The following is a 13,654-nucleotide window of genomic DNA, read 5'->3' as shown; positions in this document are numbered from 1 at the left end:
GTGGCTAGTTTCCTAGTTTGCTCTTTGATTTTCATTGAGTATGAAATCACCATTCATACAGATAGGAGAAACCAATGAAAACTACAAAAGAAAGACTAGCAGTAGCTATTCAAACTCCATTAAAAGATAGTCTAGCTTTTTACCATACAAGTCTAAAAGGCTTAGACCAAGAACAGGTCGAAGAAAACCGTGACCTATATGGTGAAAACACCATTACCAAGGGTCAAGAGGATTCCATCTTTAAAAAGATTTATGAGTCCATTATCAATCCTTTCACAATCATTTTGCTTGTAATTGCCTTTATTTCCCTCGTTACAAACGTTTGGCTTGCCAAACCTGGCCAAGAGGACCCTACGACCTCTATTATTATCGTTGTCTTGGTTTTGATTTCAGGAGGCATCCGTTTTGTCCAAGAGTTGCGGAGCGATAAGGCAACAACCAACCTTTCAAAAATGATTGTCAACACTGCAACTGTTATTCGTGATGGTCTTGAACAAGAGTTGCCAATCGATGAGTTGGTTGTGGGAGATCTCGTGAAATTGAGTGCGGGAGACATGATTCCAGCAGATGTTATCTTATTTGAATCGCGCGATTTTTTCGTTCAACAGTCAGGTTTGACTGGAGAAAGTGATGCAGTTGAAAAGCTAGCTTTAAATAAAGCCACTGGTCAAAATGTAGATAGCCTCTTAGAAGCAGAATCTTTGGCCTTTATGGGGACAAACGTTATCTCAGGAAGTGCTACGGCTATGGTTCTAGCGGTTGGTGATGACACCATGATGGGAGCTATTGAGCAAACTCTTAATACTTACGATGAGCCAACTTCTTTTGAACGTGAAATGAACAGCGTTTCCTGGCTCTTGATCCGCTTGATGCTTGTCATGGTTCCAATCGTTTTTTTCGCAAATGGATTGACCGATGGAGACTGGCTAGAGGCTGGAGTGTTTGCCTTGAGCGTGGGTGTCGGACTGACACCAGAAATGCTGCCAATGATTATTACAGCCAGCTTAGCAAAAGGTTCCATTATCATGGCCAAGGAAAAGGTAGTCATCAAAAAACTCAATGCTATCCAGGACTTAGGAGCAATCGATATCCTATGTACGGATAAAACTGGAACTCTTACGCAAGATGAGATTGTTTTAGAGTATCCTTTGGATATCCATGGTGATTTGGATATGGCGGTCTTAAGAAGGGCTTATCTAAATTCACATTTTCAAACAGGTTTGAAAAACTTGATGGACCGTGCCATCATCAGTAGAACTGAAAAAGAAGCCAAGGAACATGTTATCCTACAAAATCTAGACACCAGCTTCCAAAAAATCGACGAACTACCATTTGATTTTGAACGTAGACGCATGAGTGTTATCGTCAAAGATGATAGCAATGTTGTTAGTATGGTGACCAAAGGCGCCTTGGAAGAAATGTTGACCATTTCGACACATGTGGAATATCGTGGAGAAATAATCCCTATTACGGAAGGTATTCGCCAAGAAGTACTGGCAGAAGTTGGTCAATTAAACCGTCAAGGTTTGCGAGTCTTAGGTGTTGGCTACAAATCAGGTTTACGTGAAGACTATGCCTATGCTGTGGATGATGAAAGTGATATGATCCTTACGGGTTACCTTGCCTTCTTGGATCCACCAAAACCATCTGCATCACCCGCTATCCAAGCTTTGCTTGAACATGGTGTCAGAACAAAAATTTTAACTGGCGATAATGAAAAAGTAACCCAAGCCATCTGTGAAAAGGTTGGTTTGGACGTTGAGCATATGCTTTTGGGCTCTGATATCGACAAAATGACAGATCAAGAATTGGCAGGAGCGGTTGAAAGAGTGACAGTATTTGCTAAATTATCTCCTGACCAAAAAGCTCGTATCATTCTACAGTTAAAGAGAAATGGTCACGGTGTTGGTTATATGGGTGACGGTATTAACGATGCTCCATCTATGAAGGTGGCAGATGTGGGTATTTCTGTAGATACAGCAGTCGATATCGCTAAGGAAACGGCAGATGTTATTTTGCTAGACAAGGATCTCATGGTTCTTGAAACTGGTATCGTTGAAGGTCGTAAGGTCTACGCCAACATGACCAAGTACATTAAGATGACCGTCAGTTCAAACTTTGGGAATATCTTCTCCCTTCTTGTTGCGAGTATTTTCTTGCCATTTTTACCAATGGCTCCTGTACATCTAATCGTCCTAAATCTAGTTTATGATTTGTCCTGTGTAGCATTGCCGTTTGATAATGTGGATCAAGACTTCCTCAAACAACCCCATACATGGGAAGCAAAAACCATTACTCGATTTATGGTTTGGATGGGCCCAATCTCATCTGTCTTTGATATTTTGACCTTTATCTTCCTCTACTTTATCATTGTTCCAATGATAACAGGCCATCATTATGTTCACGGGTCTGAATCTGCCCTTCAGTTTATTATCTTGTTCCAGACAGGATGGTTCATCGAATCTATGTGGTCTCAAACCATGGTTATCCATATGCTTCGTACAGCAAAAGTTCCTTTTGTACAAAGCAGACCAGCTTGGCTTGTGATTTTTATGACTCTGATTGCAGCCTTTTTCGTAACCAGTCTACCTTATGGACCGCTAGTAAATATACTTCGTCTAGCACCGTTAGGACTTCCTTACTTCTTGTTCTTAATCTGTATTATTTTCTTGTATATGTTTAGCGTCACAGTTATTAAGAAATTTTACATTAAGAAGTATAAAGAATGGTTATAGTTCGTGTTTTGTCAAGAAAAAAGTTTAAAAATTGCCAAAAAAGTTAAAATTTTTTAAAAATAGGTCGCAAGTCCGATGTTTTTTATGGTATAATAGTCTAAACTGATAGTAACATGTAGCGAAAGGGGTAGGTACATGATCAAAATTTATACAGTCTCAAGTTGTACTAGCTGTAAAAAAGCGAAGACCTGGCTCAATGCCCACCAGTTAAGTTATAAAGAACAAAACCTCGGTAAGGAAGGAATCACGAGAGAAGAATTACTTGATATTTTGACAAAAACAGACAATGGAATTGCAAGTATCGTATCATCGAAGAATCGTTATGCAAAGGCCCTTGGTGTTGATATCGAAGATTTGAGTGTCAATGAAGTGCTCAACCTGATTATGGAAACACCTCGCATCTTGAAAAGTCCGATTCTTGTAGATGAAAAACGTCTGCAAGTCGGTTATAAAGAAGACGATATCCGTGCCTTCTTGCCACGCTCTGTCCGTAATGTGGAAAATGCAGAAGCGCGTTTACGTGCGGCTCTATAAAACATCAAGGCTGGGAGTGACTCCTAGCCTTCTCTAATATTTAAATTTGATAACATGTGAGGATTTATGAAAAAGTTAGTCATCGGAACATTCGCAGCGCTATTTTTACTTGTTGGCTGTGGTCAGAAAAAAGATACGGCCTCTTCAACTACTGAGAGTTCTCAAGAAGCCCTGCAGTCAACCTTGCCCGTATTAGAAAATGCAACCAAGAATACGGTTGTGACCAAGACCTTGGTGTTACCAACTGATGAGAGTGGTGCTCAGCAAACTCAAATCATTACCTATAAAGGCAGTCAATTCTTGAGTTTGACTATTCAGCAAAAACGTCCTGTATCAGAAGATTTAAAAAATTATATTTCTGAGCGAGGATTAGATGAAGCTAAAAAAGCTCTAAAAGAAGCTGAGGACAAGGATGAGTCTGTTCAAGCGGCTCGAAAAATTTCAGGATTTACCATCGAAACGACTCTTTTAAATGAGAAAGAAATGGAAACCAAGACTAGCTATGATTTCCAAACACTAGATCTCAAAAAAGCAAGTGAAAACGAATACTTGAAGAATGTTGGACTGGAAAATCTATTGAAAAACGAACCAGAGGACTATATTGCTAATCGTGTTGCAAATGGGGCAACAGTCCAGTAAAAAGTCAGAGAAAATCAGCAGAATCAGACTGTGTGATTTGTAGAACGACCGCGAATGTGCTATAATAGTACTATTCTAAGGAAAGAGGGTGTTAGAATGGGATTTACTGAAGAAACCGTACGTTTTAAATTGGACGATTCCAATAAAAAAGAAATCAGCGAAACATTGACAGATGTCTATGCTTCTTTGAATGAAAAGGGCTATAACCCTATTAACCAGATCGTGGGCTATGTTCTCAGTGGAGACCCAGCTTACGTTCCTCGTTATAACAATGCACGAAATCAAATCCGTAAGTATGAGCGAGATGAAATCGTTGAAGAATTGGTCCGCTACTACCTTAAGGGACAAGGAGTCGATCTATAACCAATGAGAATTATGGGGTTGGACGTTGGTTCCAAAACAGTAGGAGTAGCGATTAGCGATCCGTTAGGTTTTACAGCGCAAGGACTCGAAATCATCCAAATCAATGAAGAACAAGGGGAGTTCGGTTTTGAACGACTCAAAGAATTGGTTGATACCTATAAGGTGGAGCGCTTTGTTGTTGGTTTACCTAAAAATATGAACAATACCAGTGGACCGCGGGTGGAAGCTAGCCAGGCATATGGCGAGAAGTTGGTAGAGCTCTTTGGCTTACCGGTAGATTATCAAGATGAACGCTTGACTACGGTTGCTGCTGAGCGCATGTTGATTGAGCAAGCAGACATTAGTCGCAATAAGCGTAAAAAAGTTATTGATAAATTAGCGGCTCAATTGATTTTGCAAAATTATTTAGATAGAAAATTTTAAGACAGAGGAGAAACTATGTCACACGATCACAACCACGATCACGAAGAACGTGAACTTATTACACTTGTAGATGAGCAAGGAAACGAAACTTTGTTTGAAATCCTTTTGACTATTGATGGAAAAGAAGAATTTGGTAAAAACTATGTCCTTCTTGTACCAGTTAATGCAGAAGAAGATGAAAACGGTGAAGTTGAAATCCAAGCTTACTCATTCATCGAAAACGAAGATGGAACAGAAGGCGAATTGCAACCAATCCCTGAAGATTCAGAAGATGAATGGAACATGATTGAAGAAGTCTTCAACAGCTTTATGGAGGAGTAAAAACGTTCGGGGAACGTTTTTAGCCCAACTCCTAGAAACTAGAAAGAGTTGGAATATCCGGGGGATGTTTTTAGCCCTGCTTCTAGAAATAAGAAAAAGCAGGAACGTCCGGGGGACGTTTTTAGCCCAACTCCCAGAAACTGGAGAGAGTTGGAACGTCCAGTGGACGTTTTTAGCCTGACGCTAAAAATAAAAACCGTCAGTAAGTTCGGGGAACGTTTTTAGCCTTGCGATAGAAATGAAGATCGCAAGTCGGTCCAGTGGATGTTTTTAGCCCAGTTCCTTGAAATAAGAAAGAACTGGTAAGTCCAGTGAACATTTTTACCCTTACGCTAAAAATAAAGACCGTAAGTAAGTCTGGGAGACTGTATCAGCCCTGCTTCTAGAAAGAAGAAAAAGCAGGAACATCCAGTGGATGTTTTTAGCCCATATTGAAATAAAATATAGCTAAGTACTAGCTAATTCAGTAAAAAGCGAAGAGAATCTTCGCTTTTTTGTTAAGGATTAAGGAGATTAAGCGTGTTTGAAGTAGAAAAATGGCTTCATAGTCGAATCGGTTTGAATTTTAGATCAGGTTTAGGGAGGATGCAGAGTGCGGTAAACTTGCTGGGAAATCCTGAGCAAGCCTATCCTATTATCCATGTGACAGGGACAAATGGAAAGGGTTCAACCATCGCCTTTATGAGAGAGCTCTTTATTTCTCATGGTAAGAATGTGGGGACCTTTACTTCGCCCCACATTGTCAGCATCCATGACCGCATCTGCATTAATGGTGAGCCTATATCGGACGCAGACTTTATACGTTTAGCAGATCAAGTCAAAGCAATGGAGCAAAGACTTCTAGAAACTCGCGATCAGCTATCTTTTTTTGAGTTGCTGACCTTGATTGCTTTGCTTTATTTTAAAGAACAAAAAGTGGATCTGGTCTTGTTGGAAGTTGGTATTGGCGGTTTACTGGACACGACTAATGTAGTAACTGGAGAAATCTCAGTTATTACATCGATCGGTCTCGATCACCAAGAGACCTTGGGGGATAGTCTGGAAGCAATTGCTGAACAGAAGGCAGGGATTTTTAAGTCAGGCAAGTCAGCCGTTATTGCCAACCTAGCACCGGAAGCACAGATTGTTTGTCAAAAGGTTGCAGAAGATTTGGGTGTGACTCTCTATCAAGCTGACAAAGATTTTTCTTTCAAAGAAGGACGGTTTTCTTCATCTCTTGCGGAACTGAGCCAATTAAAACTAGGTTTGGAAGGAGTCTATCAAGAGGAAAATGCAGCTCTGGCCTTGCAAACTTTTCTATTGTTTATGACACAAAGAAGTGAAAAGGTCAATGAAGAGGTCATCCGACTTGCTTTGAAAACTACCAGATGGGCTGGACGTCTTGAAACTATCACTGAACACATTTATTTGGACGGGGCCCACAATTTACCCGCTCTAGAGCGCTTGGTCGAATTCATTCAGGGGAAAAATCAGCAAGGTTATCGTCCACAAATCCTTTTTGGTGCTCTGAAGAGAAAAGATTATAGTGGAATGCTTACTTATTTGACAGAACATTTACCTGACACAGCTCTTTATGTGACGAGCTTCGACTATCAGGGTTCCTTGGACGACCAAGACTTGAGTGACTATCATAGAGTTTCCTCATATCGAGATTTTATAGATGGCTTTGAAGCTTCTGCAGGGGAGAAGGACTTGCTTTTTGTGACAGGTTCCCTCTATTTTATATCTGAGGTTCGTGCCTATCTTGTGAATGTTTGACCCCGCTCTCTTTATTTGATATAGTAGAGGTGAAATGGCTCAGTAGTATTATGCTGCTTCATAGTTGTTAAAAGAAAGGAGACCTTATGTCACTAAAAAAATTCACACTTTCTCTTGCTGCTTTGGCAAGTCTTAGTCTCTTAGTTGCTTGCTCCCCAAAAGCGCAGTCAACTCCTTCCTCTCAAGCAAGTACTAGTGCAGAAGCGAGCACTAGTCAGAAATCGGAAACGTCAGCTTCTAGTTCAACTTCTAGTTCAGTAACGAATATTGATGGAACCTATACGGGACAAGATGATGGCGACACTATTACCTTGGTTGTTACTGGAAATACTGGAACATGGACGGAAGTAGAGCCTGATGGTGATCAGGAAATTAAAAAAGTAACCTTCGAACCAGAAAACCAGAGAGTCTTTGTTGGAGACGATATCAAGGTTTATGTAGCAGAAGAAAACCAGATTATCATTGATGATATGGATCGTGAGATTTCAGACCGTATCGTGTTAAAGAAATAAACATTATTTGTAGGGATTTGAATCTTAACAAACCAGATTCAAGTCCTTTTTCTTCCATCAATTTCTGATGATAAAAAAATTCCATACTTTTAAGGTAGTTGTTTTCTACCAAAAAGTATAGAATGAGTGAAATTAAAGGAATCTTTCTTGTAAAAAGTGAGCAACTCCATCTTCTTCGTTGGTTAGTGGTAACTGTTCATCAGCGAAAGAAAGAAGAGCGGGATTAGCATTCTTCATGGCATATCCTGTGCCTGCAAAGGATAACATTTCTTGGTCATTGTGTTCGTCGCCAAAGGCAATCAAGTTTTTTCTATCCACATTCATGACATTGAGGAGGTATTCAAGAGCAAAGGCTTTGTGAACACCTTTAGGTGTACATTCGAGGATATTTAAAGGACCACCCCAAGTATTAATGTTGAGTTGATGCTTGTAAAAACTGTTCATTTCTTCTGCGAGAGCATATTTGTCACTTGCGCGAGTCTGCAATAAAATACAGTTAGGGTCCTTGGTGACAAGCTCAGAATTAAACTGATTTTCAGGTCTGAAGTTTTCAACACCAAATAACCTAGGGTCGGCAATCTCCTTGTCTGGAGTCGTAATGTAAAACTTTTTACGGTATTCACCTGCGATAAAGTCTGCCTCGATCTCCTCTTTTCGTTGAACCATATCTAAGAGATACTTTTTATCAACAGTCAGGCATTTTTCATGGTCCCAAACCTTACCAGGCAGGTGAGTGAGTGAACCATTGAAATTGATCATAGGCGTTTCAAGTTCAAGCTGATCATAAAAATCTTTAGCCATACGATAAGGGCGACCTGTTGCAATCACGACATGGTGGCCTTTTTTAGATATTTGTTTGATAGTATACTTGGTAAAATCTGATAGTTTGCTTTCGCCATTAAGTAAGGTTCCGTCCAAGTCGACGGCAATCATTTTTTTAGTCATAAGATCCTCCCGAATCCAGTTTCAGATAAGATGTTTTCTATTATATCAAAAAGCGGAGAGAAAAGCTGACTCTAAGCGAAATGAGGGAGAACAATATCCACTAGCATTTTTTATTTTTTTAAAAAACACCTTGAAAAGGTGAATGATTGATGATATAATAGTTCTATTGTTCGTAAAATGACAAAGGAGATTAAAAATGGACAAACTATTTAAACTAAAAGAGCACGGGACAGATGTCCGTACAGAGGTTCTTGCTGGTTTAACAACTTTCTTTGCAATGAGTTATATTCTCTTTGTAAACCCTCAAATGCTTTCACAAACAGGAATGCCTGTTCAAGGTGTGTTTTTGGCGACAATCATTGGTTCTGTTGTGGGAACTTTAATGATGGCTTTCTATGCTAACTTGCCATATGCCCAAGCCCCAGGTATGGGACTAAATGCCTTTTTTACATTTACAGTTGTATTTGGGATGGGCTATACTTGGAAAGAAGCTCTTGGGATGGTCTTTATCTGTGGGATTATTTCGTTGATTATCACATTAACCAATGTTCGTAAAATGATTATCGAATCTATTCCTACGACACTTCGTTCAGCAATTTCTGCTGGTATTGGGGTATTCCTTGCTTACGTTGGTATTAAGAATGCTGGCCTCTTGAAATTTTCTATTGATCCAGGTAGTTATACAGTAGCAGGCGAAGGTGCAGATAAGGCTCAAGCAGCAATCACAGCAAATTCAGGAGCTGTTCCTGGCTTGGTTGATTTTAACAGTCCTGCTGTTCTAGTTGCTCTTGCAGGTCTTGCAATTACAATTTTCTTTGTTGTCAAAGGTATTAAAGGTGGGATTATCCTTTCAATCTTAACAACTACAGTTCTTGCCATTGCAGTTGGTGTTGTTGATTTGTCTAGCATTGACTTTGCTAGCAACAATCTTTCATCAGCGATTAATGATTTAGGAACTTTGTTTGGTGCTGCTCTTGGCTCAGAAGGATTAGGATCCTTGATATCAAATACTTCTCGTTTGCCAGAAACCTTGATGGCTATTCTTGCCTTCTCGTTGACAGACATTTTTGACACAATCGGTACTCTTATTGGTACAGGTGAAAAAGTTGGTATCGTTGCAACAAGTGGTGAAAACCATGAGTCAGACAAATTGGATAAGGCTCTTTACTCTGATTTGGTGGCGACTTCTGTTGGTGCTATTGCTGGTACATCAAACGTTACGACTTATATTGAGTCTGCAGCAGGTATCGGTGCTGGTGGACGTACTGGTTTGACAGCATTAGTAGTTGCTATCTGTTTCGCCCTATCTAGCTTCTTTAGCCCACTTCTTGCTATTGTACCTTCCGCAGCGACAGCACCAATTTTGATTATTGTCGGAATCATGATGCTCTCTAACTTGAAAAATATTCCTTGGGATGATATGTCAGAAGCTGTTCCAGCCTTCTTCACGTCTATCTTTATGGGATTCAGTTACTCAATTACACAAGGGATTGCCGTTGGTTTCTTGACTTATACTTTGACGAAGATTGTTAAAGGTCAGATCAAAGAAGTACATGTCATGATCTGGATTTTGGATGCTTTGTTCATCTTGAACTACATCAGCATGGCTCTAAACTAAGGACAAAAACTTAAAAATGAGGGAGGCGGGATTTTTCTTGGCCTCCTTTTTGTGAGCAGAGAACTTTTAATACTCTTCGAAAATCTCTTCAAACCAGGTCAGCTTCCATCTGCAACCTCAAAACAGTATTTTGAGCTGACTTCGTCAGTTCTATCCACAACCTTAAAACGCTGTTTTGAGCAACCTGCGGCTCGCTTCCTAGTTTGCTCTTTGATTTTCATTGAGTATAAGATGTCTGATGATTGGATTTTTTGCTCGTCTTTTAGATTATCCAAACCTTCCTTAACCAAAGTTTCATTTTTTAGATTCATAAACTTTAACAATTCAGTCTATTTCTGATGCCCTGCTGGTCTGGGATTAGGAAAAGGAAATTTGGACTATCGATTTCTGTCCCACAGCTTCGTTTTTTGTTGATAGAAATGTCACAAAAGAAAACTTTTTGGTATAATAGTAACATGTACACAAAAAATGAAGATGAGCTTATAGCGCTTGGAGAAGAGCTGGGTTCTCTGCTAGAAAAAAATGATGTTTTGATTTTAACTGGTGAATTAGGTGCTGGGAAAACCACATTAACAAAAGGTCTAGCTAAAGGACTAGAGATTCATCAAATGATCAAAAGTCCTACTTATACCATTGTTAGAGAGTATGAAGGTCGTCTACCCTTGTATCATTTGGATGTTTACCGCATCGAGGGAGATGCCGACTCGATTGACCTAGATGAGTTCCTTTTTGGAGACGGTGTAACAGTTATTGAGTGGGGGCATCTGCTAGGAGAAGACCTGCCTAAAGACTATCTAGAGTTAGAAATCCTGAAAAAAGATGAGGGACGAGAAATTAACTTTCACCCTTATGGTAGTAGGGCTACAGACTTAGTAAAGAGGTTGACGGATGGAGTATGATCTTTTAATTCGTGAGGCAGAAATCCATGATACCTTAGCCGTCATTGCCCTTCTGGATCAGATAGGACAAGAGTCGACTTTTACTAGTTTGGATGAAAATGGAATCTCAATGAGTGAGTCTGAGATGGAGTTGTTCATTGACCAACAAGCCCAGTCGGATAATCAAATCACCCTACTAGCTTTTTTGAACGATGATCTTGCAGGCATAATCAATATTACAGCTGACCAACGACCGCGGGTCCGTCATATCGGAGATGTTTTCTTGGGAATCAAGAAAGTTTTTTGGGGCTGTGGCCTTGGTAGTATCTTGATTGAAGAAGCGATTGAATGGGCTAAATCTAGCGGTAGTATTCGCCGTTTACAATTGACAGTACAAAAACGTAATATAGCTGCCGTTCATTTGTATGAAAAAATGGGCTTTATCATAGAAGGATTACAGGAACGTGGTGCTTGTATAGAAGGAGGAGAGTTTCTAGATGTTTACCTAATGGGTCAACTGATAGACGAATAAGAGTATGGTAAAAAAAATAATTGGAATGTTTTTGGGTTTGGTCCTTGTGACGGTGCTAGGTGTAGGAGCTTATGCCTATACAATTTATCAGCAAGGTACGCAGACTCTAGCCAAAACCTATAAAAAAATCGGGGAAGAAACCAAGGTAATTGAAGCGACTGAACCTCTGACGATTTTACTGATGGGCGTGGATACAGGGAATGTTGAGCGTACAGACCCATGGGCAGGTAACAGCGATTCGATGATCTTGGTGACAGTAAACCCTAAAACCAAGAAAACTATCATGATGAGTTTGGAGCGTGATATTTTGACGCAAATCCAGCAGCCAGATGGTAGTGTAAGAGAGGCTAAACTCAATGCTGCCTATGCTGATGGTGGCGCAGAGCTGGCTATTTCGACTATTCAAAAAATGATGAATATCCACATCGATCGTTATGTGATGGTCAATATGCATGGTCTTCAAAGAATGGTTGATGCCGTAGGTGGTATCACAGTAAACAACACTCTAGGTTTCCCAATCTCTATCCAAGACCAGGAACCATTTAATACGATTTCTATCGGTGTTGGGGAACAAACCCTAAATGGTGACGAGGCGCTAGTGTATTCACGTATGCGCTATCAGGATCCTGAAGGGGACTATGGTCGTCAAAAACGCCAACGTGAAGTGATTCAAAAGGTTGTGGAGAAAATTCTCAGTTTGAACAGTGTGAGTCACTACCAAGATATTTTGAAGGCTCTTAGTGACAATATGCAGACAAATATTGAGATTACAACAACAACCATTCCTCAGTTGATGGGTTATCAGGATGCGTTTAAAAATATCGAAACCCAGCAATTACGTGGTGAAGGTGAAATGATTGACGGGATTTCTTACCAGATCGTTTCCGCTGAGCATATATTAGAGATGCAGAATCTCTTGCGTCGTTCAGTAAATCAACCTGAGTTAACTGAGTTGGAAACCAATATAGTCTTGTATGAGAATCTCTTTGGCCACTTGCCACCATCTTCTGAAGAGTCAGAATAACAAGAGACTATCCATCAAATCGTAGGAATTTTCCTGCGATTTTTTCAAAGAAATCCGAATAGGTAAGTAGGAGGAAAAAATGAAAGCAGAAATTATAGCTGTCGGGACAGAGATTTTAACGGGTCAGATTGTCAATACCAATGCTCAATTTTTGTCTGAAAAGTTGGCTGAAATTGGCGTGGACGTCTATTTTCAGACTGCTGTGGGAGATAATGAAAGACGGCTCTTATCCTTGTTGGAGCTAGCTAGCAATCGTAGTAATCTGGTCATTCTAACGGGAGGTTTGGGTCCGACGGAAGATGACTTGACCAAGCAAACTGTGGCCAAATTTTTGGGCCGAGATTTGGTTTTTGATCCTCAAGCTCAGGCTAAACTAGATCGTTTTTTTGCTCAAAGACCAGACTATGCTCGTACTCCTAACAACGAGCGCCAAGCTCAGATTGTTCAAGGTTCAACTCCATTACCAAACGAAACGGGTCTAGCAGTCGGTGACATGATTGAGGCGGCGGGTGTCACCTATGTTGTCCTACCAGGACCTCCAAGTGAGTTGAAACCCATGGTCTTAAATGAGTTACTTCCGAGATTGACAACAGGCTCTAAGCTTTATTCGCATGTCATGCGTTTCTTTGGCATTGGTGAAAGTCAGCTAGTGACCATTCTATCAGATCTGATTGACCAGCAAACGGATCCAACCATAGCACCTTACGCTAAAACTGGAGAGGTGACTCTTCGCTTGTCTACCAAGGCTAAGAGTCAAGAAGAAGCGGATCGTGTTCTAGATGCTCTAGAACAAAAAATCCTTGAAAGAGAAACCTTTGAGGGTGTTTCACTTCGAGAAATTTGCTATGGCTATGGGGAAGAAACCAGCTTGGCTAGCCTAGTAGTAGAAGAGTTGAAAAAACAAAAGAAAACCATTACCGCAGCAGAAAGTTTGACAGCAGGTCTCTTTCAAGCAAGCTTAGCAGATTTTTCAGGTGTGTCTGCTATCTTTAAAGGTGGCTTTGTGACCTATAGCCTTGAAGAAAAATCTAAGATGCTTGATATTCCACAAGCTGAATTGGAAAAACATGGAGTTGTCTCAGCCTTTACTGCTGAAAAAATGGCTGAACAGGTGCGCATCAAGACCCAGTCAGATTTTGGAATTAGTTTGACGGGAGTAGCTGGCCCAGATAGTCTAGAAGGACATCCAGCAGGTACAGTCTTTATTGCTTTAGCGCAAGCTTCGGGTACAGAAGTTATCCAGGCTAATATCGCAGGTAGAAGTCGTTCAGATGTTCGAGAAATTGCAGTCTTACATGCCTTTAACCTAGTTCGCAAAGCTTTATTAAGTGCTGGAGATTTGTTATAATAGAAGAAGGTCTTAGGATTATTA

At 40.3% G+C, this 13,654-nt stretch carries 15 protein-coding genes; 13 read left to right on the top strand and 2 right to left on the bottom strand.

The genetic code is table 11. From position 1 onward, the window contains the following. The first annotated feature begins 74 nt into the window (after positions 1 to 74). The 8 genes from mgtA (at position 75) to QM874_RS03640 (ending at position 7,285) form a co-directional block, all read left to right on the top strand. Entirely contained in the window at positions 75 to 2,735 is a 2,661-nt protein-coding gene (gene mgtA / locus QM874_RS03675) for a magnesium-translocating P-type ATPase (RefSeq protein ID WP_414316259.1), read from the top strand. A 135-nt stretch (positions 2,736 to 2,870) separates the two neighbouring features. Beyond that, positions 2,871 to 3,269 (top strand): transcriptional regulator Spx, encoded by a 399-nt coding sequence (gene spx / locus QM874_RS03670; protein WP_000591165.1) that lies wholly within the window; start codon positions 2,871 to 2,873, stop codon positions 3,267 to 3,269. Positions 3,270 to 3,335: 66 nt separating this feature from the next. Next, positions 3,336 to 3,908 (top strand): SP0191 family lipoprotein, encoded by a 573-nt coding sequence (locus QM874_RS03665; protein WP_414316258.1) that lies wholly within the window; start codon positions 3,336 to 3,338, stop codon positions 3,906 to 3,908. Positions 3,909 to 4,004: 96 nt separating this feature from the next. Beyond that, on the top strand, positions 4,005 to 4,271 hold the full coding sequence (locus QM874_RS03660) for an IreB family regulatory phosphoprotein (protein WP_000507060.1): 267 nt from the start codon (positions 4,005 to 4,007) through the stop codon (positions 4,269 to 4,271). Positions 4,272 to 4,274: 3 nt separating this feature from the next. Then, positions 4,275 to 4,694, top strand: a complete 420-nt coding sequence (ruvX, locus tag QM874_RS03655; RefSeq protein ID WP_414316257.1) for a Holliday junction resolvase RuvX — start codon at positions 4,275 to 4,277, stop codon at positions 4,692 to 4,694. Positions 4,695 to 4,709: 15 nt separating this feature from the next. Further along, positions 4,710 to 5,015 (top strand): DUF1292 domain-containing protein, encoded by a 306-nt coding sequence (locus tag QM874_RS03650; RefSeq protein ID WP_000017624.1) that lies wholly within the window; start codon positions 4,710 to 4,712, stop codon positions 5,013 to 5,015. Between the two features lie 519 nt (positions 5,016 to 5,534). Then, entirely contained in the window at positions 5,535 to 6,773 is a 1,239-nt protein-coding gene (locus QM874_RS03645) for a bifunctional folylpolyglutamate synthase/dihydrofolate synthase (RefSeq protein WP_414316256.1), read from the top strand. 86 nt (positions 6,774 to 6,859) lie between these two features. Continuing rightward, on the top strand, positions 6,860 to 7,285 hold the full coding sequence (locus tag QM874_RS03640; RefSeq protein WP_414316255.1) for an SP_0198 family lipoprotein: 426 nt from the start codon (positions 6,860 to 6,862) through the stop codon (positions 7,283 to 7,285). Between the two features lie 132 nt (positions 7,286 to 7,417). On the opposite strand, the gene QM874_RS03635 is transcribed toward QM874_RS03640, so the two are convergent. Continuing rightward, positions 7,418 to 8,230: a Cof-type HAD-IIB family hydrolase gene (locus tag QM874_RS03635; RefSeq protein WP_414316254.1), complete on the bottom strand. Its 813-nt coding sequence runs from the start codon at positions 8,228 to 8,230 to the stop codon at positions 7,418 to 7,420. Positions 8,231 to 8,426: 196 nt separating this feature from the next. Here QM874_RS03635 and QM874_RS03630 point away from each other — a divergent pair, with 196 nt between their 5' ends. Then, positions 8,427 to 9,848, top strand: coding sequence for an NCS2 family permease (locus tag QM874_RS03630; RefSeq protein ID WP_414316253.1), 1,422 nt, complete (start codon positions 8,427 to 8,429; stop codon positions 9,846 to 9,848). 98 nt (positions 9,849 to 9,946) lie between these two features. On the opposite strand, the gene QM874_RS03625 is transcribed toward QM874_RS03630, so the two are convergent. Continuing rightward, on the bottom strand, positions 9,947 to 10,159 hold the full coding sequence (locus QM874_RS03625; RefSeq protein ID WP_414316252.1) for a hypothetical protein: 213 nt from the start codon (positions 10,157 to 10,159) through the stop codon (positions 9,947 to 9,949). Between the two features lie 144 nt (positions 10,160 to 10,303). On the opposite strand from QM874_RS03625, the gene tsaE reads away from it, so the two are divergent. The 4 genes from tsaE to QM874_RS03605 all read left to right on the top strand — a co-directional run bounded on the left by tsaE (position 10,304) and on the right by QM874_RS03605 (position 13,630). Beyond that, positions 10,304 to 10,747, top strand: coding sequence for a tRNA (adenosine(37)-N6)-threonylcarbamoyltransferase complex ATPase subunit type 1 TsaE (gene tsaE, locus QM874_RS03620; protein WP_414316251.1), 444 nt, complete (start codon positions 10,304 to 10,306; stop codon positions 10,745 to 10,747). Then, positions 10,737 to 11,258 (top strand): N-acetyltransferase family protein, encoded by a 522-nt coding sequence (locus QM874_RS03615; protein ID WP_414316250.1) that lies wholly within the window; start codon positions 10,737 to 10,739, stop codon positions 11,256 to 11,258. The genes tsaE and QM874_RS03615 overlap by 11 nt, the downstream gene beginning before the upstream one ends. 4 nt (positions 11,259 to 11,262) lie before the next feature. Continuing rightward, complete coding sequence (gene brpA, locus QM874_RS03610) at positions 11,263 to 12,282, top strand: biofilm formation/cell division transcriptional regulator BrpA (protein ID WP_414316249.1); 1,020 nt, start codon at positions 11,263 to 11,265, stop codon at positions 12,280 to 12,282. A gap of 79 nt (positions 12,283 to 12,361) precedes the next feature. Further along, positions 12,362 to 13,630: a competence/damage-inducible protein A gene (locus QM874_RS03605; RefSeq protein ID WP_414316248.1), complete on the top strand. Its 1,269-nt coding sequence runs from the start codon at positions 12,362 to 12,364 to the stop codon at positions 13,628 to 13,630. Positions 13,631 to 13,654 lie beyond the last annotated feature (24 nt).

This window comes from Streptococcus infantis, assembly GCF_047463615.1.
In the GTDB taxonomy this organism is placed as follows: Bacteria; Bacillota; Bacilli; order Lactobacillales; family Streptococcaceae; genus Streptococcus; species Streptococcus infantis_X.
This window is presented reverse-complemented; position numbering and strand designations above follow the sequence as displayed.